The organism is Streptomyces spororaveus (genome assembly GCF_016755875.1).
Lineage (GTDB): Bacteria > Actinomycetota > Actinomycetes > Streptomycetales > Streptomycetaceae > Streptomyces > Streptomyces spororaveus.
In genome coordinates this window covers 61,100-84,449 of sequence record NZ_BNED01000003.1, presented here as the reverse complement: position 1 = coordinate 84,449, position 23,350 = coordinate 61,100, and the positions used below count along the sequence as shown (strand labels likewise).

Here is a 23,350-nt window from a genome sequence, read left to right as displayed (position 1 = left end):
GACGCGCGGGCGGCTCGTCCGGGGTCTGTGCGTACTGGCAAGGGCCGTGCGTGGTGCGCGGCGGAGCGCCGTCGGAAGCGGTGGCGGCACTTCCCCCGGACACAACTAACGTCACGGCCGCAAATGCGCTGATCAGTGCTCGGTTCATCTTGTGCGCCCTCCTGATGATCGCCAGGTTTTGGAGCGGTCGCAGTCTAGGGCGTGGTGTGGTCGGCGGGAATGGACAACGACAGGAGGCCGGCGAGGGGCGCTGGTCGAGGACCGCGGCGGTCGGACCTGGTGGCGGCCGCCGGGCAGCGCCCCGACGGCCCTTTCCCCGACGGCGGACTCGCCGTCGGGGACGCCGAGCAGAGCCGCCCCGAAGCCGCCGTCCGGGCGGAGGACGCCCCCGCCCTCGCCGCTCAGTCGCGGGCCGAGACCGAGGGCACCGCCTGGCGGTCGATCAGCACGGCGGGGACCCACGGGGGCAGGCAGGTCAGCGGGTGGCCGCGTTGCGCAGTGCGAGGGTGGTGCGGGCGGCGTCTGCGAGGTCGGTTGACCGCAGGCGTACTCCGACGAGGTTGACGGCGTCGCTCCACGCGCAGAGTGTCCGGTCGCCGTCGGGGCCGGCCACGAGGCCGCAGCTGAGGCCGCCGCCGTGCTTGCCCGCGTCGAAGGGGGTCACGTCGCGGGCGTTACTGGAGTGGAAGAAGCCGCGGAGCTCCTGCGCGATCGATTTGGTCGCCTTGTTCTCGGCGACCTTGGGGTCCCAGTCGGCGCTGTTGACCAGGACGAAGAGGTCGTAGGACCCGTCGGCGTCCTGGTCGTAGTAGCCGGTCCGCATGCTGTGCGGGAGTTTCCGGCCGGCCAGCACTTCGGTCTCGGCGCGTTGGGCGTCCTCGCCCGTCAGGAGGCGGAAGCGGTCGAAGATCTCCGGGAGGATGATGACGAGGGACTCCTCGGCGCCGTCCGCGGAGAGCGCTTCGACGGCGCGGGGTTCGGGATGGTAGGAGGCGGCGGCCTTCACGCTCGCGACAGCCACTATCAACACGGTCACGCCCCCGATGAAGCCGTTCCGCCTCCTCTTCTCGCGCAGGGCCAGCGCGGGGTCGCCGCCGGGCGGGGTGGACTGCGCGCGCCAGGAGCGGCTCAGCCACCAGAGCAGCGCGACGGCCGTGGCGGCCGCGGCCATGACTCCGATGACCTCGCCGACGGCGAAAGCCTGCGAGGTGGGGTCGACAGAAGCGACGATCATGCCCCGCATCGTACGTGTGACCGAAACCCCGCGGGACAAGCCCCGGTCCCCGATCACGCGACGCAGTACGGTCGGAGCCCCGCCGCAGGAGCCCGGCTCAGGCGCCGCTGCGCCCCGGCCCGCGGGCCGGAAGACGCGGTGTGGAAGTGCGGGACCTGCATCCATACCGCCCCGGCCGGCCTCCCCCTTCTGCCGACCGGGGCCCGCCCCGACCCGCCACCCCCCAGGCTTGTCCATGGCGAACATTGGCCCCAGCACGAACGGTTCGCAGTTCTTCATCACGGTCGCGCCGACCACCTGACTGAACTTCAAGCGCACGATCTTCGGCGAAGTCGCCGACGAGGACTCGCGCAAGGTCGTGGACTCCGTTGCCGCCAGGTCTTTGGCCCTGCGTTCCATCAGGACCGGCAGGTAGGTACGCACGCGCGCGTACCTGAGCTCTTCGTACGCCGTCTGTACTGAGCTTTGCGCCAGCCCCGCGTCCATCCGGGAGCGCGCTTTCATCAGCCGCTCGGTGACGTGGCGGATGGCAACGGCATCCTCCGATTCCGCGCTACGGCGGCCCGCCCACGGCGCAGGGCAATGGGCGACAAGCTAGCGGTCCGCTATGAGGCGACCGTCCTCATGGCGGCCATCGGCGCATGGCTGTGACCAGCACGCGTCAAGCGCGTTCAGAACGAGCCCGCAGGCGGGGAGGTGCTCTCATTCCACGCAGCATTGAGGAGGATCTGCGCCAGCTCGCGCGGCTGGGAGAACATCGGCCAATGGCCGGTGTCCATCTTGGCCAGCCGCCAGCGCTTGCTGCTCAGCAGCTCGGCCACATCTTCGTCTGGCTCGGCGTCGTCTGGCTCGGCCCCCGGCATCACGCACAGGATGTAGGTCGCCGGAAGTTCGCCGAGCGGCCCCGCCAGCACAGCGGGCTCGGTCAGCGTGGCACCCGGGTGAGGCGTCGAGCCACGCACGAGGCGTGCGATCTGCTCATCGGTGAGACCCTCGCCGTCAAAGTGAGCAGCTGGCGCGGGCGGCCAGAACCCTCCGTTCTCGGCGATCGATGCCTCCACTGCCGCCCCGCCGTCCGGCCAGGCGGAGACAAACGACGCGCCGTCAGTTGGAACACTTGAGTCGACGAATACCACGTGGGCCAGTCGGTCACCGATCCGCTCCGCGGCCTGGCCTACCGGGATGCCCGAGTAGCTGTGGCCCACCAGGACTACGTCACGCAGACCCTGGCGTTCTACCTCGGCAACGATGTCCTGGACGTGAGTCGCTTGCCCCGCCGGTACACCCTGCTTGTCGGCAAGACCGGACAGCGTCAACGGACAGACACCGTGGCCGGCCGCGCGCAGGTACGGCACCACGTCGTCCCACGCCCACGCCCCGAGCCGTGCACCTGCAACCAGCACGAAATTCACCATGCCCGCACCGTAGCCGGGCAGCCTGACGATCTCCCAGAAAATACTTTCGATACGCGCCCGCTGCAGACATGGCGGCCCGTGGGCGGAGGCGGGTGAAGGCTGGCTGATCTCACTGAACCCTGACCGGGCCGGCCGCCGGGGTCCTGTGTCAGCGCGCGGTGACTGAATACGCGGCGAGAGCGCGGTTGCCGCGCGGCTTGGCAATGGCCCGGAGGACGTCGAGCTGGCTCAGGACGAGCTGTCGCACCGGCTCGGGCAGCATGGCCAGACGCTCATCGCTTCCCACCAGGTCGAGGCAGGCTGCGATTTCCCAGTCGCCGTCCTGCAGTTCTTCGGTATCGACCGGCTGGCTGCCGTCGGCCGTCCAGCCGGCCTCAGGCAGGAGCCGCAGCAGGCCCTCACGGGAGAAAGGTGTGCGGACGTTGCCCTGGCCGTGCGATCCCGCGGCTTCGGTCTGCCCCTGGATCAGCACGGCGAGCAGGTGCGCCAACTGGTCGTCGGAGGCAGGCGTCAGGTCCCACTCGGTGAACCACAGTCGCCGCGCCCACGGCCGCACCCGGACCAGCGTGTCGCGCAGTTGTCCCAGCGATGCGAAGTACCAGGAGCAATGTGCCAGCACCACATGGTCGAAGGTGCTTTCGGGAAAGTCGACTGACGGGTCAAGGACGTCGGTGCCGAAGCGGAAGTCGATGCGTGGCCCGAGAGGGCCCGCCGCGAGCCGGGCTGCCGATTCTCCGAGCGTGACCGGCGTCCCGTAGGAGGGGTCGGCCACGTCAACGGCCACCACGCGCCCCTTGGGCCCAACCGCCTCTGCGAGGACGGCGGTCATGTCGCCCTGGCCGCAGCCCAGCTCGAGGACGGTTGAGCCGGGTGTGATGTGCCAGCTCGCCACGAGCGCGGCGCGGTGACGAGTCTGGGCCAGCTGGGTATCCGGGCTGTGATCGGCGGCGGCCATGCCGGCCGCGAGCGAGGGGGCCTTGGCGAGGAGATCGGAGTGATTCACAGAGTCCTTGGTGATTTCGACGGGTCGGTGCGGGCCGAGGGTATGAGATGCACGGGCAGCGGCGCCTTCGATTTCCTGGACATCACCGGCACGACGGCGGCCCACCCTGTGGGCCGGCAGTGACCTCCGCCTCGTGGACGAGACCCTCCGTGCCCTGACCGCGCCGCCCTCCGCGTCGCCCGCGTCCGCTTCCCGGCGGTGGGTCTCCCCGATGGCCGGCCCGCTCCCGCTCCACCCCCACCCCCGCCCCCGGTCGAAGCCGCCGTCCCCGCCCACCGACAGCAGGCCGCGCCCACCAAGGGAGCGGGGCGCGGGCGCTGACAGGGCGTCCGGCCCCGGACGGGAGCGGATGGGGGGCCGCGAGCTGCGCGAGACTCCGGGTGTCGGGGTGGGGTGGCTTCGGGGGGGGGCGTCCTGTGGTGTGTGGGTCCCCTCGCCTCTTGACCCGTCATGGCCTGCAGGTCCGGCGGGGCCGCGCCCCCGCGCCGGCCGGGGTTTCGTCCGGCCGGCGCGGGTGGGGGTGCGCGGTTGGCTGTCCGTCAGGGGCAGCTGATGCGGGTGTCGCCGGTGTCGGTGGTGCAGGTGTCGGAGCCGGAGCCGCCGTTGGCGGTGTCGTTGGCGCTCACGCCGTCGGTGGTGGTCAGGCGGTCGTTGCCGTAGTAGCCGGTGAGGACGTCGTTGCCGCGGTCGCCGTTCATGGTGTCGTCACCGAAGCCGCCGTCGAGGTTGTCGTTGCCCGGGCCGCCGTAGACGGTGTCGTTGCCGAAGCCCGCACGCACGGTGTCGTTGCCGGAGAGCGCGCAGATGACGTCGTTGCCGTAGCCACCGGTGAGGGTGTCGGTGCCGGACGTGCCGACGATCGTGCAGCCCCGGGCGTTGTTGACGGAGGTGGTGGCGGTGGCGCTGTTGTCGCCGGTGTTCGGGTCCTGCGGGGAGCCGGTCACGGACGCGGTGTCCCGGAGGGTGCCGGTCGTGCGCGGTTCGGCGGTCACGGTGACCGTGGCGCTCGCGCCGGGGGCCAGGCTGCCCAGGGCGCAGGTCGCGCCCGTCGCGGTGGTGGTGCAGGTGCCCTGGGAGGGCACGGCCGAGATCAGGGTGCCGCCGGCCCCGGAGAGGGAGTCGGTCAGGGAGACGCCCGTCGCGGTCGCCGTGGAGGAGGCCGCGTTGGTCACCCGGACCGTGTACGTCGCCTGGTCGCCGATGCTCACCGTCGTCGTACCGGACTTGGTGACCGACAGGTCCGCCGACTGCGGCGGGGGCGTGGTGCCGCCACCACCGAGGTAGCGGGCCACGCCGCGGTCGGCGGCAAGGCTGTTGGCCTGGCCGACGACCCCGTCGGCGACGATCTTCCCGTCGGGCTGCAGGGCCACTTGGGAGGCCTGCTCGGAGGGGCCGCCGAAGTCGGTCGTCAGCCGGCCGTCGCCGTCGAAGGAGGTGTCCGCGGCGCCGTTGGTGTTGTACCGGGCCAGCGCCCAGTCGCCCGCGTACCGGCCCGCGACGACGATCCGGCCGTCGGACTGCAGGGCGACGTCCGCGGCGTCGGCGATGTCCGGTCCGAAGGTGGTGGTGACCCGGCCGGCGCTGCCGAACGTCGGGTCCACGGCGCCTGCGGCGGTGAATCGCGCCAGCCCGAAGACGTTGTCATCGCCGGTCGCGACGACGATCCGGCCGTCGGACTGCAGGGCCACGCCCCGGGCCCTGGCCCCGAAGCCGGGGGTCGCCCGGCCGTCGCCGTCGAAGGCGGGGTCGAGGCTGCCGTCGGTGTTGTAGCGGGCGAGCGTGACGCCGCCGGGGCCGGCCCCGGCGACGACGACCCGGCCGTCGGGCTGGAGGGCCAGGTCGGCGGCAGATGCGAAGGTTCCGCCCGGGAAGGTGGTGACGGCCTTGCCGTCGCCGTCGAAGGCCGGGTCCAGGGAGCCGTTGGCGTTCCAGCGGACCACGACCCAGCTCGCGAGGCTCTGGCCGGCCGCCACGATGCGGCCGTCGGGCTGTACGGCCACGGTCATGGCGGTCTCGATCGCGTCCGGGTCGATGTCGGTGACCGCCCTGCCGCCGGTGCCGAAGGTCGTGTCGAGGCTGCCGTCGGGGTTGTAGCGGGCGGCCACCCAGTCGCCGTAACCGGCGATCGAGGTGGACCCGCCGACCGCGATGATCTTGCCGTCGGGTTGCAGGGCCAGGGCCCTGGCCTCGTCGTTGTTGAGGTCGAAGTCGGTGTTGACGATGCCGTCGCCGCCGAAGGTCGTGTCCAGGCTGCCGTCGGCGTTGTAGCGCACCAGCACGAAGTCGCCGCTGGTCTCGTCGAAGTAGCCGTCGCCCACCGTGATGATCTTGCCGTCGGGCTGGACGGCCATGCCCGAGACGTTCTCGTAGCCGGTCACGTCCGTGACGACCTTGCCGTCGCCGCTGAAGGCGGGGTCCAGATCGCCCGGAGCGGCCGTGGCCGCCGTGGGCAGTCCGAGTACGAGCGCCAAGGCGGCGGTGCCGACGGCACCGGAGCGCCAGGCCCGGCGCCGTGGGGAGTGCTGGGGCATGCGCGAACCACTTCCGTCCGTCGGTTCCTCGGGTGCCCCAGCTTTCTGGGACACCGGGTCGGGACGGGGCCGCGGCGGGCCGGGGCTGCGCCCACTGGACCGCCGTGTTCCACCCTCAGGAGTGACGGACCGCTCGCCGACCTCCTCCCCGCCACCTGGCTTGGTTGCCGGTGAGGTCGCGCATGTCAGGAGTTCGCCCGGCGTGAAGGACGACCGTGACTGCGAGGATCGGTGTGCGGCAGGAGAACGGGACGCAGAAAGGGGCAAGCAGCTGCTGGCGGAGACTTCCTGATGAAGCAGCACACCTTGTGCGGTCGCCGACGAGCTCGGTGTGATCGAGCGGTCGGTGGCAGCCCGTCGGCCTGGACAGGGTGCTCCTCTCGGCCCGCCCCCAAAAAAGCAACTAAACGAAAACACCCACCTCGGCCGATAAAGTTGCAGCTCAGAAAGGTCGACCCCGCGCCTGCGGGGATGGTCCGGTCAAGGCCCCGCACGGCCGGGACGAGCAGGCGTGGATGGTCCGTCCGGTACCGCGATGCTCAAGGTGCGGACGCGGTCGACCCTGAGCCCGCGGGGATAGGTCCGGTTCACCTGAGGGGCCTGAGGGCCCGGCGTCTGGCTGGTCAGCGGGGTTGGGGGCCTTCTGCTGCGTTTAGGTGGATCACTGTGATGTCTCGGACTGCGGCGACCGCTTCGGGGACGCCCGCCGCCGCATCTCCCAGAAGAAGCAGCTCAGCCTCTCCGCCCTCGCCAAGGAGCCTGAACCAGTCTGACCGACGACTCGGTACCCGGCCACGGCGCTCGAAGCGCCAGGCCGCAAGGACCGGCTCGATCAACTCCCAGCGTGCGTCGGACAGATCACTCGGATACGGACGTCGTGTTGTCATGAGTCCGGCGTACCGCCGCGGACCGAATGCGCCCAGGCGCACGGCCGCGACGCTGGAAGCACACGGGCCGCCAATCGACGGACATCCTGGGATGAGACAGGCGCAAGAACCAGCCCGCCCCACAAGCCACCCCACACACCCCACAGAAACCGACTCCGTCAATAGTCACTACCGCACCGTGGTCGACCACTTCAAGAATCGCATCAAATCTCCAGATTCTGGGATAAAAAGACCTCTTAGAGGTCGTTTTATCCCTCTGTTTCATCCCGGAATCGGGTGTTCTGTGGTCTTCTTCGGGTCGCGCCAGGAGACGGTGTTCTCGCCGGTGAGGCGGCGGGCCATGAGGTCGGTCATCGCGATGTGGATGACGGCTTCGGAGCGGGTGGGCAGGGTTTCGTAGTCGCGGGCCAGGCGGCGGTGGAGCATGAGCCAGCCGTAGGTCCGCTCGACTGCCCACCGCTTGGGTATGGGGGTGAAACCCTTGGTCCCGGGCTTGCGTGCGGTGATCTCCATGTCGATGCCCAGAGCGGCGGCATGCTCGACCAGGTGCTGACGGTATCCGCCGTCGACCCACACTTTGCGGATTGACGGGTGGTCTGCGGCGGTCTGGTCGATGAGGCGGGTGCCGGCCGCGGAGTCCTGCACGCTGGCCGCGGTGACCAGCACGGCGAGGAGGAGGCCGAGGGTGTCGGTGACGATGCTGCGTTTGCGGCCCGCGATCTTCTTGCCCGCGTCGATGCCCTGGCTGGTGGCGGGAACGCTGGTGGATGTCTTGACGCTCTGCGCGTCGATCACACACGCAGTTGGCTCTGCATTCCGCCCTTCCTTCTCCCGTAAAAGCTGCCTGAGCAGGCCATTGAGCTGGGCAAATACGCCCTCGTCAGCCCATCTGGCGAAGTAGCCGTAGACGCTCTGGTGCGGTGGGAAGTCGTGCGGGAGGTAGGCCCACTGGCAGCCGGTGCGGTCCACGTAGAGGATCGCGTTCATGATCTCGCGCAGGTCATGCCTCGGAGGCCGGCCAAAGTCCAGAGCCCGGCCACGGCGCTCGAAGCGCCAGGCCGCAAGGACCGGCTCGATCAACTCCCAGCGTGCGTCGGACAGATCACTCGGATACGGACGTCGTGTTGTCATGAGTCCGGCGTACCGCCGCGGACCGAATGCGCCCAAGCGCACGGCCGCGACGCTGGAAGCACACGGGCCGCCAATCGACGGACATCCTGGGATGAGACAGGCGCAAGAACCAGCCCGCCCCACAAGCCACCCCACACACCCCACAGAAACCGACTCCGTCAATGGTCACTACCGCACCGTGGTCGACCACTTCAAGAATCGCATCAAATCTCCAGATTCTGGGATAAAAAGACCTCTAAGGGAAGGAGCGCGGTATGAGAGCGAGAAGGGGTGCCATCTGTGGTTCTCCCCGGTGCGGCCTGGTGACCCCGGCCGCCGGGTGGATGTATGGCTGGGTCCTCTGCCGATGGTGCGCGTGTTCAGCGGTCGTGGGCATGTAGGTCGGTTTGGCGCGGTGGTCAATTGGTGAAGCTGGCGGTGGCCGTGGTGGCGTCGGCGCCGCCTGCGGCGTCGGCCCAGTTGTTCCAGGTGCCGGTGTTGTAGTCGCCGTCGCGTTCGATGAGGCGGTTGTCGCCGGTGGTCGCGAAGACGTGGTTGACGCCGTTCGCTGCGGCGCTGGTGACGCGCGTGAGGTTGTCGCCGCCCATGTTGCTCCAGCCGTTCCAGGCTCCACCGCGGTCGAAGTCGCCGTCGGTGTTGTAGTACTGGCCGGCCGGGCTGATCGCTCCGAGGTGCACGGTGTTCCCGCTCGCGGAGGCGGTGACATCGAGCGCTTTGAAGCCGCCGGTGGGGCCGGCGAGGTTCCAGTTGCCCCACGCGCCGGCGGCGTAGTCGGCGTCGAGTTGGAGGATCTGGCCTGTGGTGTCGGTGGCGAAGACGTGGTTGACCTGGTCGGCGGTGGTGGCGCTGGTGACGTGCTTGAGGTTGGTGCCGCCTTGGTCGCTCCAGCCGTTCCACTTTCCGGCCGTGTAGTCGCCGTCGGTGTTGTAGAGGTGTCCGTCCGTGCCGATGGCCACGAGGTGGACGGTGTTGCCGTAGGAGGACGCGGACAGTGCGGTGTAGGTCGTGGAGTTGTTGATGGCGGGTGTGAACCAGCCCGACCATTTTCCGGCTGCGTAGTCGCCGTCGTTCTCGTAGATCTTGTTGTCGCTGCCGATAGCGAAGACCCGGTTCACCGGTCCCGTGCCGGTACTGGTGACCTCCTTCAGCTGCGAGGCCCCCTGGGCGCTCCAGCCGCTCCACCTGCCTGCCGCGAAGTCGCCCTCGGTGTTGAACAGGTCCCCGTTGGGCGCGATCCGCTGCAAATGCACCGTGTTCTTGAGCCGGGGCTGATCCGGCCGGGCGGGGCCGCCGGTGAACCAGTGTGCCGAATACGCCTCGTCCAGAGGGGTGAAGAAGGCCTGGGCCAGTCGGGCGTATCCGGCGTCGTTGGGGTGCAGACCGTCGGACATCTGCGCGGGATGGGTTGCGTCCGCCCGGTCGGTCGGCGTCAGTGCAGGTGCGTCGACGAAACGGAAACGCTTTCCGGCCTGCTGCTCCACCTGTTCCAGCTGCTTCAGCCGCTGGTTGTACCGTGCTGCGGGCTGGGACAGGTCCTGATGGTTCCATCCGGGGGTTGTCGGGATGAGACCTTCCATGATGACGGCGACTCCGGGACGGGCCGCGAAGATCTGGTCGACGAGGGCGGAGGCCTGGTCTGCGGCCTGCCCCGGGTCCGCACCCTGGTTGAGATCGTTGATTCCGACGTGGAGCAGTACGACGTCGGGCTGGGCTGCCGCCAGCCAGCGGTTCGCGCCGGCACGGATGCGCTCGATGGTGTAGCCCGCGTGCCCCTCGTGCGCGGAGTCCGGCATCGCACCGTGCTCAAGGGACCCGACGAAGTCGAGCGAGTAGCGAGACTGCTTGGCGGCGAGCCCGTGCAGTGGCAAGCGGTAGCCCGATTCGTTGGAACTGCCCTGCCCGTAGGTGATCGAATCACCGAGAGGCAGGACGCGGACCACGGGTGCCGGCGGTGCGGCGGACGCGGCCACCGCCCCCAGGACCGGGGCCGTGGCCGCCACCAGGAAGACAGTGGCGCTGGTCAAGATGGCGAGGCGGTGCACGGTTCTCCTTGTGAAAGCCGTCCTGCCCGGCACGTAGTCGTGCCGGGCAGGACGGGACGGGACGCGGGAGCGGTGGTCGGGGCGCGCCGCACGGCGTCACCGACGCTCACGTGCCCGGGCCTCGCACCTGCCTGAGAAGGTGCGCGGCCCGGACAGCGGGGGTTAGGCGCCGGGGGTGGCGCTGATCTGCTTGAAGCCTGCGGCGTCGCCGACGAGGTTGAAGGGGCTCCAGGACCCGGCGGCGTAGTCGCCGTTCGCGTTGTACACCCGGTCATCCGAGCCGATCGCGTACAGGTGCACGGTCTTGCCAGCAGGGGTGGCAGCGAGCTGCTTGAACCCGGCCGTGCCACTGACCACGCTGTAGCCGCTCCACGTGCCGGCGGAGTAGTTGCCGTTGTTGTTGTAGATCCGATCGTCCGAACCGATCGCGTACAGCCTGACCGTGCCCTCGCTCGTCGCCGTGGCAGCGACCTGCTTGAAGCCGGCCGTGTTGCCGACGAGGTTGTAGCCGCTCCACGCGCCGGTGGAGTAGTTGCCGTTGTTGTTGTAAATCCGGTCGTCGGAGCCGATGGCGTACAGCCGGACGGTGTTGCCGGTCGCGGCGGCGGTGATCTTCTTGAACCCCGCAGTGCCGTCCACCAGCTGGAAGCCGCTCCAGTCGCTCTGCCCGTAGTCCCCGTCGTTGCTGTATACGCGGCCGTCGGAGCCGAGGGCGAAGAGGCGGACGGTGTTGCCGGTCGCCACGACCGAGATCTGCTGGAAGCCCTGCGTGTTGTCGACGAGCTGGAAGCCGGTCCAGGTGCCGGTTTTGTAGTTGCCGCGGTCTTCGTAGATACGGTCGTCCGCGCCGATCGCGTAGACGTGGACCTCGTCGCCCACCTGGATCGAGGTGGTCTGCTTGAAGCCCTGCGTGCCGTCGACGCTCTGGTACCCGTCCCACGTCCCTACCGAGTAGTTCGCGTTGTTGCCGTACACCCGGCCGTCCGAACCGATCCCGTACAGGTGGACCGTCGGGGACACCGCAGGAGCCGCCGGGGTCTGCGGGGTGCCTTCCTCGCCGCTGCCCAGCGGGGAGATGTAGGCGGTGATGACCTGGCCGAACGGGGACTGGCCTACGCGCCAGTTGGTGGTCGTGTTCGTGTGGACCGCGTTGCTCTCGTTGCCGCCCGTGATGGTGACGCTGTCGCCGGAAATGGCGGTCACGATGGCGACGTGGTCGTTGATGTAGGTGCCGTCGTTCATGTTGTAGACGACAGCATCGCCGACGTGCGGGGTGGTCGACCGGGTGCCGTACTTGTTCCCGTAGTCGAGGAAGCTGTTGGCCATGTCGGTCAGCGTGCCCCGGCCGGCGACCCCGGCCTGGGCCCACGCCCAGCCGGCGAAGTCCGCGCACCAGGCGTGGGTGCGCCGGCCGTTGCTGCAGCTGCTGTTCTGGTTCGGGCCGCCGACGTATCCACCGTGCGCGCAGGGCCCGTTCCCGGTCTCGCCCCTGGCCGCGGAGGCGATGGTCTCGCCGATCGTGGCGGCGCTGGCAGGGGCCGCTCCGAGGACGCCCAGCGCGGCGACCGAGATCGCGGAAGTGAGCGCGAACGAGACGGAGCGGCGCAGCGAAGACGCAGAGACACGGATGGACTTGGACATGGTGGTTCCCCCACAGAGTCGATCGGTGGCGCTCGGATCTTCCGTCCGGCGCTTCGAGATCAACTCTGTCCCGGGTCCCTGACCTGCGGAAGTGTAATCCGCTGGACGGAAAGGGACTTGGCCCAAAGGGGCCCGGGTGGGCTCTCGGGACCTTCCGGAGCAATAGTCGCGGGAGGCTCCGGGGGGACCGTTGCCACTACCTGTTCCCGAACCGGATCGATGAGCCACGCTGCTTGAAGCCGGGTCGCCGCGCCTGAGAACCGCCAACAGAAGGAGGCTGGGCGAACCTGGTTGTGCCCGAGGATTTCGTTCACCACCATGAGCCCTGACATTCCCTGACCGCCGCGATTTCGCAGCGATCCGTGTGCTGTTCAAGCCGCACCACTTGGTCGAAGTCGGTGCGGGATCCTTCAGACCGGACCGCCTGTCCAGCCTGGTCGCGGCACGATGCAAGCGCGGCCATCCGCTCCGGATGGCCGCCGGGGAACTCACCCCACCCAACGCAGACCACAGCCTCCTGCCCCAAGCCGCCACCGGCCGGCATCCAGGTGGCGCCACGCGTCCCGAGGAACACTGCCGGCCGGTAGATGATGCGCCGTCAAACACCTGTTCTCACGACCGCTTGATTGAACCTCACCCAGCCGCAGGGTCGGTGTTCGAGGCGCGCCGAAGTTCTAGATGATCCGTGCACGGCCCGAAAGGTCGATGCCCACGCTCGTATACCCGGCACGCAAGAGCAGAGCCTTCATCCATCCGGCACGGCCAGGACCCGGGACACGCGAGACCGCGCCCTGTCCACACTGTGGACCCAAGAGGCCATGGCCCGAACGGGCCACATCGCAGCGCCTGACATGCGAGTCGGCCGTTGGAAGAGTCGACTTCATGTACCTCGTCCACACCGGACTGCGCGCACCGCGCGACGCCCGCGCCGCCATAGACCTGCCCACACTGATCCGTTCCCGCCTCGGCCCGGACGACGGAGCCGAGCACATCAGTGTCCATCCGCACGCCCGGCCGGATCCCGTGATCGGCCTGTACCTGCGCGCGCAGTCTCCCGGAGGCGGAGGAACACGCGACCATCCTGATCCGCCTTCTGCTCTCGCGCTGCCCTGAGCTCGCCGACTGGACGCCACTGAGGCCGGAAGTGCCGCTCATCGCCGCCGCGTTCGAAAACCAGCCGCCCATTTCCGAGCCTTCGCTGGACGGATCGGTCCAATGCCGCTTCGGGCCACCCCAATCCCCTTCCACCCCCTCTGAACAGCGACGAAAGTAGTTCTCGCCAGCAGGGACCAGCTCCCGGCGGGCCAGGACCGGACAGCGCCACCGCGGGACGCAGGCCGGTTGAGGACACGGACCCATCGCTCGAACTGTCAGAAGAGGGCACCCCCATGCTCCGCACCCGTATCGCCCAGGCCGCCGCGGTCACCGCCCTTTCCGCCCTCACCGCCCTCGGTGTCAACGCCGCCGGCCAGGTCGACGGACCGGGCCGCCTGGTTGCCGCCGCTCCCGCCGCCGAGCAGGCCGGAACCTCCGCGGACTCCATGGGCTGGTCGTAGGACCGCAGCGCTCGTCAGTCAACCCTCCGCACACACGCCGAACCACCGAACCGAGGTATCCCCATGTCTGCAACCGTCCGTCCCCGCACGAAGATCGCCGCCCTGGCCGGCCTGACCCTTGCCGGTCTCACCCTCTCCCTGGTGCCCGCCGGTACTGCGAGCGCCGCCTCCCTCGCCACCTGGGACAAGGTCGCCCACTGCGAGTCGACGGACAACTGGAGCACCAACACGGGCAACGGCTACTACGGCGGACTCCAGATATACAAGCCGACGTGGGACGCCTACGGCGGCCAGCAGTACGCCGCATACCCGCACCAGGCCACCAAGCAGCAGCAGATCCTGATAGCCGAGAAGATCCTCGCGGGTCAGGGCGCCGGAGCCTGGGGCAGCTGCGGAGCAGCCGCGGGTCTCGCCGACGACCACGCCGACCCCTACCCGGACGTCCCGCCCACCGGTTCGGTCTCCGCGACGGTCCACTTGTACGGGATCGGTTCGGACGGCCGGGTGTACGGCAACAACGCGAACTACTCGGTAGGGACGTGGGACGGGTACCAGAGCGTCGACGGCACGCAGGGCTTCAAGCAGACCACCTCGATCCAGGTGGGCGACGAGGTCCACGTCTACGCGATCGGCGCGGACGACCGTATCTACGAAGACCGCGGCAACTACAAAACCGGCACCTGGACCGGCTTCCAGCTCGTCGACAACACGCAGGGCTTCCAGCAGATCTCGGTCGTGGCGACCGGCAACACCGTCCGCCTCTTCGCCCTCGGCTCCGACGGCCGCGTATACGGGAAGAGCGCCGACTACACCCAGGGCAGCTTCACCACCCTCCAGCTGGTGGACGGCACCGCAGGATTCAAGAAGATCACCGCCGCCGCGACCGGCAACACCGTCCGGCTGTACGCCATCGGCTCCGACGACCGGATTTACAACAACAACGGCAACTACTCCACCGGCGCGTGGAGCGGCTACAACCTCGTCGGCAACACGGCCGGCTTCAAGCAGGTCGCTGCCACGGCGACGAGCGAGGGCACGGTCAGGCTGTACGCGATCGGTTCGGACGATCGGATCTACAACAACAACGGCAACTACTCCGCCGGCACGTGGAGCGGCTACAGCGTGGTCAGTGGCACGGCCGGGTTCAAGCAGCTCGCTGCCACCCCTGCTGGCAAGACCGTGCACCTGTACGCGATCGGCTCGGATGACCGGGTGTACAACGCGAACGGCGACTACGCCGCCGGGTCCTGGAGCCCCTTCAACCTCGTCGGCGACGCCGCAGGCTTCAAGCAGATCAGCGCCACCCCCGGCGCCTAACCCTCTGCTCGGGCCCGGCCCTGTGCCTGTCTGGGCTGGGCCGGGCCGTGCCGCCACGGCTGTGACGGCGGCTGCTCGCCGCCCTCGCCCAGGTCACGCCGGACACGGTCCGGGTCCTGCTCGCCGAGGCGGCCGGGATGGCGCGCGTGGCGGTGGTCAACTGGCGCCGCCGCAACTTGCAGATGCTCAGGAGGCGCTGCGCGGCGGCGGGACACCAGTGACCGGCGGCGGCCGCCTCGGAGTCGGCGACGCGGTGTTCGACCGTGACCGCCAGGCGCGCGGCGAGGTCATCGACGCCAGGTCGGCTCGACCGGCAGTCCGACCGCGCTCGCGGCGCTGCTGTCGGTGGTCGGCCCGGGCCCGGACCGGATCCCGTTTCTCACCGTGGTGTGCACCTACGACTCCCTGGACAAGATCCGCGATGCCCAGCACACCGGCCGTCCGGTGTCGCCGTTCGATTTGGCGATCATGGACGAGGCGCACCGGATCGCGGGCCGCGGACAAGAAGTGGACGGTCATCAACGACGGCGCGGCCATCCACGCGGACCGCCGCCTCTACATGACCGCGACCCCGCGCAGCTTTGCCGCCCCCGAGGTGTCGGATCGGAGTCCGCGAGCCTGATCCGCCCGCGCCGCCACCGTCCCGCCGCCGCGCTGGCCGACGCGTCCGCCAACTCGATGAACAGCGAGGCCGTCTACGGCAAAAAGATCTTCGAATATCCCCTGGCGACCGCCATCGCGGACGGTAGAGCCGCGGACTACCGGATCGTGGTCCCCACGATCACCGACGCCGACCTCCGCGCCGTCCTCAACCTCCCCCCACCCGGCACCGCCGGTACCCCGGCCGCGGACGGAAGCACCGCCCATGGCGGGGCCGGAGAGGCCGCGGCGCGCACCACTGCCCTGCACCTGGCCGTCCTCAAGGCCATGACCCAGCACGGCCTGCGCAGAGTGCTGGTGTACTTCCACCTCGTCGAGGACGCCACACGCTTCACCCGCGAGCTCGGCCACACCCTGCGCCTGCTCAGACGGAACGCCCCCGACCTGTGCCCGGACCTCGACCCGGCCCTGTTCTTCGTCCACGGAGACCACACCCCCGACGAACGGGCCGCCACCTTCGCAGCCTTCGCCGCCGCCGACCACGCCATCCTGACGAACGCGAAGCTCATCTCGGAAGGCGTCGACATCCCCAGCGTCGACGCCGTCGTCTTCGCCGACCCCACCCGCAGCGTCATCCGCTGCGTCCAAGCCCTCGGCCGCGCCCTGCGCCTGGACGTCTCCGGCAAAACCGCCTCCCTGATCGTCCCCGTCTACCTCCCACCGGACGCCGACCCCGAAGACATCCTCGGCACCGCCTACGAGCCGGTGTGGGCGATCACCACAGCGCTGGCGAGCCACGACCACCGCATCGTGGAACGCCTCCCGGACAAAGCGAACCGGCTCCCCAAAGAGACGAGCACCCTGGTCGCCAAGCGCTGGCACTTCGACTTCACCCTCCACCCCGAACGCATCGCCCGCGCCATGGACCTCATCGCCTTCAACCCCCACGGCCTCCTGACCCGCTCACGCCGCGCGGGCCTCGCCGCCGCACAGGCCTTCCACGACGACTACGGCCACCTCGACGTCCCCGCCGACCCGATCGGCTTCGAACTGGGCAGCTTCATCAACACGATGCGCGAAGCCCGGACAGCCGGCCGCCTCGACCCGCAGTGGATCGCCGAACTCGACGCACTCGGCATGATCTGGGACAAACACCAGGCCGCCTGGCGCGCCCGCCTCACCGCCGCAGCCGACTACCACCACACCCACGGCCACCTCGCAGCCCTCGCCACCACCCCCATCGGCGCCTGGCTCGCCGAACAACGCTCCCACGCCGCCAAGGACCAGCTCGCCCCCCAGCGGGCCGCCGACCTGGCCGCACTCGACCCCCACTGGTAACTCCCACACGGCCCCGACTGGCACCGCAAATACCACCAACTGCGCCACCACCTCGAAACCGGCCGCCCCCTCACCCCCGACACCACCACCGGCAGCATCAACCTCGGCGGCTGGGCCATCCGCCAGCTCACCCACTGGACCACCCTGGCCACCGGCCAGCGCCAGCTCCTGGAAGCCCTCGGCATCACCCCGACCACCACCAGCCTGGCCCCCCGCCCGACAGCCCGCTGCATCTTCCCCCAGACCGTCCAGCTCCTCGAACTCTTCCTTCACCGAGAACACCGCGCCCCAACCGCCCGCGAAACCATCACCGTCGACGGCGACACCGTCAACATCGGCCCCTGGTTCGCCAAGACCCGCACCAAGATGCGCACAGGCCAACTCGACCCCGAACACGCCCAACTCGTCGCAGCACTCTTCGACGGCGACTGGACCGACGAAGACCCTGCCCCGGCCTTCACCTGACCCTGCCGCCAGCAATGTCCGGACTGCACGACCCCACGATGAACAGAAACCCCAGCCCAAAGAGGCACGACCTCCACATCCAGATTCCTGGAAAGTTTTGAGGGAAGGAAGCAGCGATCCGCAGGGGCGTAACGGTAGGCCGATCGAAGCAGCGATCTGGCGTGACCATCACGCTGACGCGAAGGTCCGGTGCTGGTCCCGGGTTACCGGGCGCGGCACGGACGGGACCCCGCAGGCGCACGTGACGCAGCTACTCCTCATCGAAGTACAACGGTGACAGCCTGGCGCCGCGCTCGGAAGCATCCACGTCAGGTGGTGTGATGTGGGCGAGGTCGCCGTCGATTGGGATGTCGAATTCTCGGCCGATCTCAGCGATGGCAACTCCAACCCGGCCGCGCAGCACACCCAGTGCCTGAAGTCCCCACATCCATTGCTTCCGATCCAGATCCCTAGGTGGGGCGTCTGGGTTACTTATTCTCTCAACGAATCTGTGTGCTGACTCGACATCGGTGAGCCACTGCCTCACGGCGGCGTGCATCGCGCGCACTTGCTTCCGCAGTTCTTCTGACTCGCACTGCTCGACCTGTTCGTTCAGATACGCACGCAGTTCCTCGATGGACCCCCAGGTCCCATCTGCCTCCTCGGTTTCATACGGCGCATAGAGCACCCGGTGGTCTTCCAGGCGGAGCAGGATGGACCTCGCCCGATCGCGCTCACCCAGGGGGCTGAGCTCCACGGTGGCGCCCTGTCCAAAGAACGATAGGTTGATCGTCTGTAGCCGACCGCGCCAGCGCCATCGCCATTGCTTGAACATCCCACCGCCAGCTGCTTCTGGCGTACAGGAGAGCCAGCATTTTCACACGCCCACAGGAAAGCCAGACGGTCCGACTGGCCGGGTCGCAAAAGTCAGCCTCCGCCCGGGTGATACGGCTCTCCGCCCGCGTCCACCGCTGCACGGCGATCCGAACGAACAGTCGAAGCTGCCGACTACGGTTCCCGCACGGGACTCACTCAGCGTGTGCGCTTCACGGAAAGTGAACCAGACCCCATGTTTCGACAGCGCCAAGGCCTGATCGTTCCCCCGCTGACCACGGACACGGGCCGGTAAGAGCCCCAGCCGTATAGGGCCGCGGCGTGCTTCTGGGTTACGGGTGTACCTGCCACCAGCCAGCCGCCTCAGCGCGAGTCGCTTTGGCGTCGTACTGACTCGCGTTGAAGTGGAATTCCGGCGGAGGGTAGGGCGCGGGTGCGAGCGGGGACTCCGACGGAACCTCCCAGTCCGACCACTGCACGATCTCCTCGAATCGCTGCACGACCACGGTCAGGAAGCCGCAGCAGTCACCGGTGGTCCCGGTTGCCCCAGCTCCAGGCGGCGTGCCTCGCCGGTCGCCCGGTAAGGGCTGGGGCGGCCAGCCGGCAGGGCATCAGACGCGTACGGCCCGCGGCCCGCGTATGGTTCGGATCCGCCGATCACTTCCTCGACCAAGTCCTCGCCGTTGACCCAGAACCGCACCTGGGCAGCGAACCGGGATCCCCGCGGCAACACCTTGATCTCCAAACGATCGAACATCAGACCACCCTACGGCGTGCCTGACATCCGGACTTGGCCCAGCCGACGCCTGCCTCCACTCGGCCGGCGGGAGGGTCCACGAGGCGCCTCCCGCCCCTGTGAACATCAACCACGGCCCAGGCGGGGCGCCTCCCGAAGTCGTGCACAACTACGGCCGGAACTCGTGAACAGAACCAGGTCACAGACCGTGGGCGACGGGGTGCAGCGGTTCGTACAGCGGGAGTTCGGCTCCGCTGGGAAGCCGGATCGCAGTCAGTCTGCCCCAGCGCTGCTCGCTGACCGGACGGGTGATCTCGACACCCTGCGCGCGGAACTCGCCGAGCTGGGCGTCAAGGTCGTCGCACATGAGGAAGAACTCGTTCTGCGGTGGGCCGTCGGTCGGGTGCACGGCCACCTCGGCCGGGGGCAGCTTGAAGATGAGCCAGCCGTCGCCCGCGTCGATGCCGGGAAAGCCGAGGACGTCGCGGAGGAAGACGCGGTCCGCCTCGGCGTCCTGACTGTAGAGGATGACATGTGCACCGCTGATCATGGCTGGCTCCTGCCCGTCGACGTGCAAGCGGTCGTGCCCCCCCCCGGCATCCTGGCACGCTCAGGCCCAAGAAGACCTTCGACTCGATCCGATGACACGACCGCCCCTTCGCCGCCAGTCAACCCGCGGCAGCGGGCCCAGTCCTGAATACCTCTTACTCACTGAGGCACACCTAGCGTATTCTTGTCCATTTTTGAGCCTTCCAAGTCAGCCCCGCTCAATTTGGCGCCACGCAAGTCAGCTCCTCGCAGATCAGCAGTGCTGAAGTCGACGTCGCGCAGGTCAGCGCCGCGCAGGTCGGCGCCAGAGAGGTTGGTGTGCGTGAGGTTGGCTTTGGCTAGCTTTACCCCGGTCAGAATCCCGTGGTTCAGATCCGCATTAGTCAGGTCAGCAGCGCTGAAATCAGCGTTGCTGAAGGTGGTGTCGTGCCGGATCGCTGCACCGGACAAGTCGGCGTGGCCGAGGTCGGCGTGACTGAGGTTTGAGTAATAGAAATTCACATTTGCCAAATTCGCGCCGCGTAGAATTGCTTCACTCAGGTCGCATTTGGCCAGGTGTGAATTTTCCCAGTTTACTGCTGCGAGAATCGCATGGTGGAAGTCGAAATTGGAGAGAAGTACCCCACTCAGGTCGGAGCCGCCCAGGTCTGCATAGCGGAAATTTCGTTTGGTCAAACCGGTGCCTTTGAAAAGCGGTAGAGAGCCATCATTGAGGCCTGTAAGGTTGACAAATGTCAGATGCGGAATAGATGGCAGTGGCTCGACTGGGCGGTTGGCCAGGACGGTGAGTGCTGCCGCGACGTCGGCGGGCAGCACAGCCGGGTCCTCAGGCTTTTCGAAATTCCGTGGGACTTTGTCACGGATATAGGCGGACAATACCGAGGTGACCGCAGGTTCATCTCGCGCCGAGTCCTGCATGATGCGGCCAAGGGCGTAGATGCCGCCGATCCGGACGTGCAGGGACGATGCTCCCAAGTTGACGACTGCGCTGTTGAACCGGTTGGTGATCTGCCCCTCTTCGGAAACACGCAGTTCCTTGCTAGCCTGCCCTACTTGCATCCACGTGAAGAGTGCCGCCGCTAGCGCCGCCAGCCCCGGCAAGGTCGAGGCCACCAGCACCCACCTCTGATGCCGGGGCCCACTCGTCTCCTCGACTGAGCCTGACCCGTGACCACCGCGCGCTGACCTCCCTGCCGTCCGCCGTCGTGCGATGACACGCAACCGCTCCAGACCAAAGTTCCGCTGCACAGACCCATGGCACATCACACGGTCCATTCGTGAATCGCGCCACGCGGCTCAAACCGCAGCCGAAGAGTGAGCAGCCCTGCAAGCGGCGTAAACCCTCCCCAAGCAGCTGCTACCGCCAGCCGGCTCGCAGGAGCGGGCTCAGGTCCTGGAGGCGGCTGGCGGCTCCCGAGGTCAGTGGGTTCCTTCGTTGCCGTCGTAGGTGGGGCCGGGGGTGCTGCCCCATGTGCCGTCCTGGGGTCCGCCGCTTGCTCCGATGACCCAGAAGCCGGTCAGTGAGATGACTGCGGGTGCCACGGCCAGGGCTTTGATCCATTTCCCCAGGGCGTCTTGGATGCCTTGGGTAGCAGGGCTGAGCATGATGACGGCGACGGCAGCCCATATCACCACGCATAGTGTCGTGCTGATGATCGTCCATCGCTTGATCCGGCTCATGGCGCCCCCCACTCGTTCTTCATCCCATCTGCCGGTCCATCATGCAGGCACCAGCAGAAGAAGCCAGCCCGAGCCCCGCTTACTGCTGCCAGCTGGCCCGCGGCAGCGGGCCTGGTCCTGGCGGCGGAGCCGTAAGGACCTGAAGGGGCGGGAGCGTCAGCGGACACCCCTTCGACGTCCGCGCTTGCGCGGACATCCGGTGGCGTGTCAACGCCACCGGCCCGGCGCTTGCGCCGGGCCTTTCCTTGAACGGCCGCTTGCGAACCGTCGATTCCCGGGCTTGCACAGGCATCTGGCGGAGCGTCAGTGGAGTCTGTCCGGAGTGGAGCCGTAGGGGCGTCGCTCCGGGCAGGTCGGCGCTCAGGGGTCCGACAGGGCGCTCAGCCCAGTTCTTGTGCCTGGCATGATCTCGTTATGGCTATCACCGTCGAGTTTTTCGTTGCTCCGGATGATGTGACGGCAGCCGGGATGCGTCCCCGGTATCGGGATCACGGTCTCCCGGCGGTCGTGTTCGAGGGGTTCTTCCCGGATGAGGCTGTACTGGAGTGGGAGAGCCTGTTTACCGGCGAGCCGATCGACCGGATCGCGCAGGGGGAGCCGCGAATGGTGGTTCCCACAGCGAATGACGGTTTCGGAGTGTTCGAGGTGGGCGCGGGCCTGCGGGCCCTGCTCGCGGGGGCTGGCACGCTGCGGTTGGGAGGGATTGCCGAGGGGTGGGCGGCTCTCGATTCACGCGCGGACGATGAGGTCTCGCGTGAGGAGGCCGTGGACATCCTTGAGGCAGTTGGGGCGCTCGCCCGGGAGGCGGTCAGGGCTGGACGAGGCTTGTACTGCTGGTACTTCGCCCCCTGAATACGGATGTGGGATCGCGTCGGAGGAGTCCGGCTGCACGGCGGGGTGCGCTTGCCAGGCATGATGCACCGGGACCGGTTGCGTCGGTCGTCTCGGCTTCTCCGTCCTGCTCCGCCCTGATGGGAGACGGCTGGAGAGACCAGGCGTAGCCGCCTACCGCTGTCTGGACTGGGTTGGGACGGGGCCGGCGCTGGCAAGCGTCTGCTTGGCCCTTTTTCCCCGGCCGCCGGTTGGGCCGTGACCACCCCCGCGCAGACCGGGAGGTTTATGCCGTTGGGTTTCCTGTGCTGGAGGCTTCGCCACCGACCCCGTCGAAGTGGACCTTAGCCGGGCCGGCACGCGGCAGCGGCACATTCGGAAGGGCCAGGGGCGGGAGAGAGCCAGCCCCACCGGAGCCGGGGCCACTGACACCGTCGCCGGCACTCGGCAGACCACCCCAGCCCCCTCACCGCTGCCAGCTGGCCCGCGGCAGCGGGCCCAGGTCCTGAAGGCGAAGCCGGAAGGACGCGTACTGGGAGCGCCGGCGGGAGAACCTGATCCGCTCCGGCTGGCTCGTCCGCCACCTCGACAACGACGGCCGGGGCCGCCGCATGGAGATCTACCCCGTCGACCAGAGCCACGTGGATTCCAAGTACAGCTGGCCCCTGAACGACCGCTCCATCACCGTCCGGTACATCTGGCCCGACCTCGTCCACGCCTGGGCCGCCCGTAACGAGGCGATGGTGGACGAGATCTGGGACGACGTCATCACCGACCTCGACTCCGACTACGCCGCCTACGCCTACGTCTCCTCCGTCGGCATCGGAGCCTGACCCCTCACCTGACGGAAGTGGCTGAGGCCGCTCGTACGCGACAGGACGGCCGCCACCGGTTCGGCAGCGGCCGTCCTGTTGTTCGCCCTCCGGGAGCCTCGACGACCGAGTCGTCGCGGATCGGCATGGGGGTTTTGTCGGCCGAGGAAGCGTGGGTCGGCCGTCTGCATGTGGTGGCCGAGGCGTTCACGGCTTTGGAAGGCGGAGTGCAGGCGCAGTGCAGGCGGACAGCCAGGCGTGCCGGCCGCCCGCCTCGCTACTGCGCGTCGCGGAAATCGTAGTAGTCCTTGCCCGCGACGAGGACCGAGGTGAAGGAGACGGGCAGGCCGTGCGGTCCGCGGGGCACTTCCTGGGAGGTCTGGCGGGTGAAGCCCAGCGAGACGCCCGGGACCACGATGTTCTCCGGGTCCTCGGTGTCCACGGTCGCGCCGCGCCCGGTCAGCTCCGCGAGGATCGTGTCGGCGGGGTCCGCGAAGACATCATGACCGTCCAGGAGGACGCGCGTGGTACTCCGGCGGCCCTCGCCGGGCCACCACAGCTCCACGGCCGTCACATGGTCCTCCGCATCGAAGAACACCGTGTAGCCGACCCCGTCGACATCGCCCATGAGCCGGCGCGCGCGCCGGGAGGTCGGGCCGACGACCCGGGGCTCGCCCCAGGGCTGCAGCGCGGCCACCGCCTCTTCGTACGTACTGCCGAGGTGCACGGGTCCGGCGGCGGTCGGCGGTGTCAGGAGCAGATCCATATT

General features: G+C 68.6%; 19 protein-coding genes and 3 pseudogenes. 7 read left to right on the top strand and 15 right to left on the bottom strand.

Going from position 1 to position 23,350, the window contains the following annotated elements; all coding sequences use genetic code 11:
* Positions 1-475: 475 nt before the first annotated feature.
* A complete protein-coding gene (locus Sspor_RS01505; RefSeq protein ID WP_202197350.1) occupies positions 476-1,234 on the bottom strand; it encodes a hypothetical protein in 759 nt (252 codons plus the stop codon).
* A 229-nt stretch (positions 1,235-1,463) separates the two neighbouring features.
* Between Sspor_RS01505 and Sspor_RS01500 the strand changes: the two are divergent.
* Positions 1,464-1,649 (top strand): annotated as a pseudogene (locus Sspor_RS01500) (peptidylprolyl isomerase); the annotation flags it as partial.
* Positions 1,650-1,672: 23 nt separating this feature from the next.
* On the opposite strand, the pseudogene Sspor_RS41445 reads toward Sspor_RS01500, so the two are convergent.
* From Sspor_RS41445 to Sspor_RS01470, 8 genes and pseudogenes are all read right to left on the bottom strand, one after another.
* Positions 1,673-1,720: pseudogene (locus Sspor_RS41445) on the bottom strand (hypothetical protein); the annotation flags it as partial.
* A gap of 185 nt (positions 1,721-1,905) precedes the next feature.
* Positions 1,906-2,649 carry an alpha/beta fold hydrolase gene (locus Sspor_RS01495; protein WP_202197349.1) on the bottom strand — a complete coding sequence of 248 codons (744 nt, stop codon included), beginning with the start codon at positions 2,647-2,649 and terminating at the stop codon, positions 1,906-1,908.
* A gap of 148 nt (positions 2,650-2,797) precedes the next feature.
* A complete protein-coding gene (locus tag Sspor_RS01490; protein ID WP_202197348.1) occupies positions 2,798-3,652 on the bottom strand; it encodes a class I SAM-dependent methyltransferase in 855 nt (284 codons plus the stop codon).
* Positions 3,653-4,191: 539 nt separating this feature from the next.
* Positions 4,192-6,183 carry a DUF11 domain-containing protein gene (locus Sspor_RS01485; protein WP_202197347.1) on the bottom strand — a complete coding sequence of 664 codons (1,992 nt, stop codon included), beginning with the start codon at positions 6,181-6,183 and terminating at the stop codon, positions 4,192-4,194.
* 779 nt (positions 6,184-6,962) lie between these two features.
* A pseudogene (locus Sspor_RS41440) lies at positions 6,963-7,070 on the bottom strand (IS5 family transposase); the annotation flags it as partial.
* A gap of 261 nt (positions 7,071-7,331) precedes the next feature.
* Positions 7,332-8,201: an IS5 family transposase gene (locus Sspor_RS01480; RefSeq protein WP_202197346.1), complete on the bottom strand. Its 870-nt coding sequence runs from the start codon at positions 8,199-8,201 to the stop codon at positions 7,332-7,334.
* Positions 8,202-8,599: 398 nt separating this feature from the next.
* Entirely contained in the window at positions 8,600-10,225 is a 1,626-nt protein-coding gene (locus Sspor_RS01475; RefSeq protein WP_202197345.1) for a GDSL-type esterase/lipase family protein, read from the bottom strand.
* Between the two features lie 180 nt (positions 10,226-10,405).
* Positions 10,406-11,884 carry a CHAP domain-containing protein gene (locus Sspor_RS01470; protein WP_202197344.1) on the bottom strand — a complete coding sequence of 493 codons (1,479 nt, stop codon included), beginning with the start codon at positions 11,882-11,884 and terminating at the stop codon, positions 10,406-10,408.
* Positions 11,885-12,766: 882 nt separating this feature from the next.
* Between Sspor_RS01470 and Sspor_RS01465 the strand changes: the two genes are divergently transcribed.
* From Sspor_RS01465 to Sspor_RS40160, 4 genes are all read left to right on the top strand, one after another.
* Positions 12,767-12,997: a hypothetical protein gene (locus Sspor_RS01465; RefSeq protein WP_202197343.1), complete on the top strand. Its 231-nt coding sequence runs from the start codon at positions 12,767-12,769 to the stop codon at positions 12,995-12,997.
* 275 nt (positions 12,998-13,272) lie between these two features.
* The gene (locus Sspor_RS01460; RefSeq protein WP_202197342.1) at positions 13,273-13,440 is read left to right on the top strand and encodes a hypothetical protein; all 168 of its coding nucleotides are present in this window, start codon (positions 13,273-13,275) and stop codon (positions 13,438-13,440) included.
* A 63-nt stretch (positions 13,441-13,503) separates the two neighbouring features.
* Positions 13,504-14,757, top strand: coding sequence for a transglycosylase family protein (locus tag Sspor_RS40995; protein ID WP_202197341.1), 1,254 nt, complete (start codon positions 13,504-13,506; stop codon positions 14,755-14,757).
* A gap of 678 nt (positions 14,758-15,435) precedes the next feature.
* Positions 15,436-16,695: a Helicase associated domain protein gene (locus tag Sspor_RS40160; protein WP_237403591.1), complete on the top strand. Its 1,260-nt coding sequence runs from the start codon at positions 15,436-15,438 to the stop codon at positions 16,693-16,695.
* Positions 16,696-17,410: 715 nt separating this feature from the next.
* On the opposite strand, the gene Sspor_RS01445 is transcribed toward Sspor_RS40160, so the two are convergent.
* The 5 genes from Sspor_RS01445 to Sspor_RS01425 form a co-directional block, all read right to left on the bottom strand.
* Positions 17,411-17,974, bottom strand: coding sequence for a DUF6650 family protein (locus Sspor_RS01445; protein ID WP_506005366.1), 564 nt, complete (start codon positions 17,972-17,974; stop codon positions 17,411-17,413).
* 507 nt (positions 17,975-18,481) lie between these two features.
* The gene (locus Sspor_RS40155) at positions 18,482-18,730 is read right to left on the bottom strand and encodes a hypothetical protein (protein WP_237403590.1); all 249 of its coding nucleotides are present in this window, start codon (positions 18,728-18,730) and stop codon (positions 18,482-18,484) included.
* Between the two features lie 178 nt (positions 18,731-18,908).
* Positions 18,909-19,259 carry a VOC family protein gene (locus Sspor_RS01435; RefSeq protein ID WP_202197339.1) on the bottom strand — a complete coding sequence of 117 codons (351 nt, stop codon included), beginning with the start codon at positions 19,257-19,259 and terminating at the stop codon, positions 18,909-18,911.
* A 158-nt stretch (positions 19,260-19,417) separates the two neighbouring features.
* Positions 19,418-20,371, bottom strand: coding sequence for a pentapeptide repeat-containing protein (locus tag Sspor_RS01430; RefSeq protein WP_202197338.1), 954 nt, complete (start codon positions 20,369-20,371; stop codon positions 19,418-19,420).
* 306 nt (positions 20,372-20,677) lie between these two features.
* The gene (locus tag Sspor_RS01425) at positions 20,678-20,938 is read right to left on the bottom strand and encodes a hypothetical protein (RefSeq protein ID WP_202197337.1); all 261 of its coding nucleotides are present in this window, start codon (positions 20,936-20,938) and stop codon (positions 20,678-20,680) included.
* A 414-nt stretch (positions 20,939-21,352) separates the two neighbouring features.
* Between Sspor_RS01425 and Sspor_RS01420 the strand changes: the two genes are divergently transcribed.
* The gene (locus Sspor_RS01420) at positions 21,353-21,790 is read left to right on the top strand and encodes a hypothetical protein (RefSeq protein WP_202197336.1); all 438 of its coding nucleotides are present in this window, start codon (positions 21,353-21,355) and stop codon (positions 21,788-21,790) included.
* A 590-nt stretch (positions 21,791-22,380) separates the two neighbouring features.
* Entirely contained in the window at positions 22,381-22,602 is a 222-nt protein-coding gene (locus Sspor_RS01415) for a hypothetical protein (protein WP_202197335.1), read from the top strand.
* A gap of 256 nt (positions 22,603-22,858) precedes the next feature.
* Here Sspor_RS01415 and Sspor_RS01410 read toward each other — a convergent pair whose 3' ends face one another.
* A complete protein-coding gene (locus Sspor_RS01410) occupies positions 22,859-23,347 on the bottom strand; it encodes a hypothetical protein (protein ID WP_202197334.1) in 489 nt (162 codons plus the stop codon).
* Between the last annotated feature and the right edge of the window lie 3 nt (positions 23,348-23,350).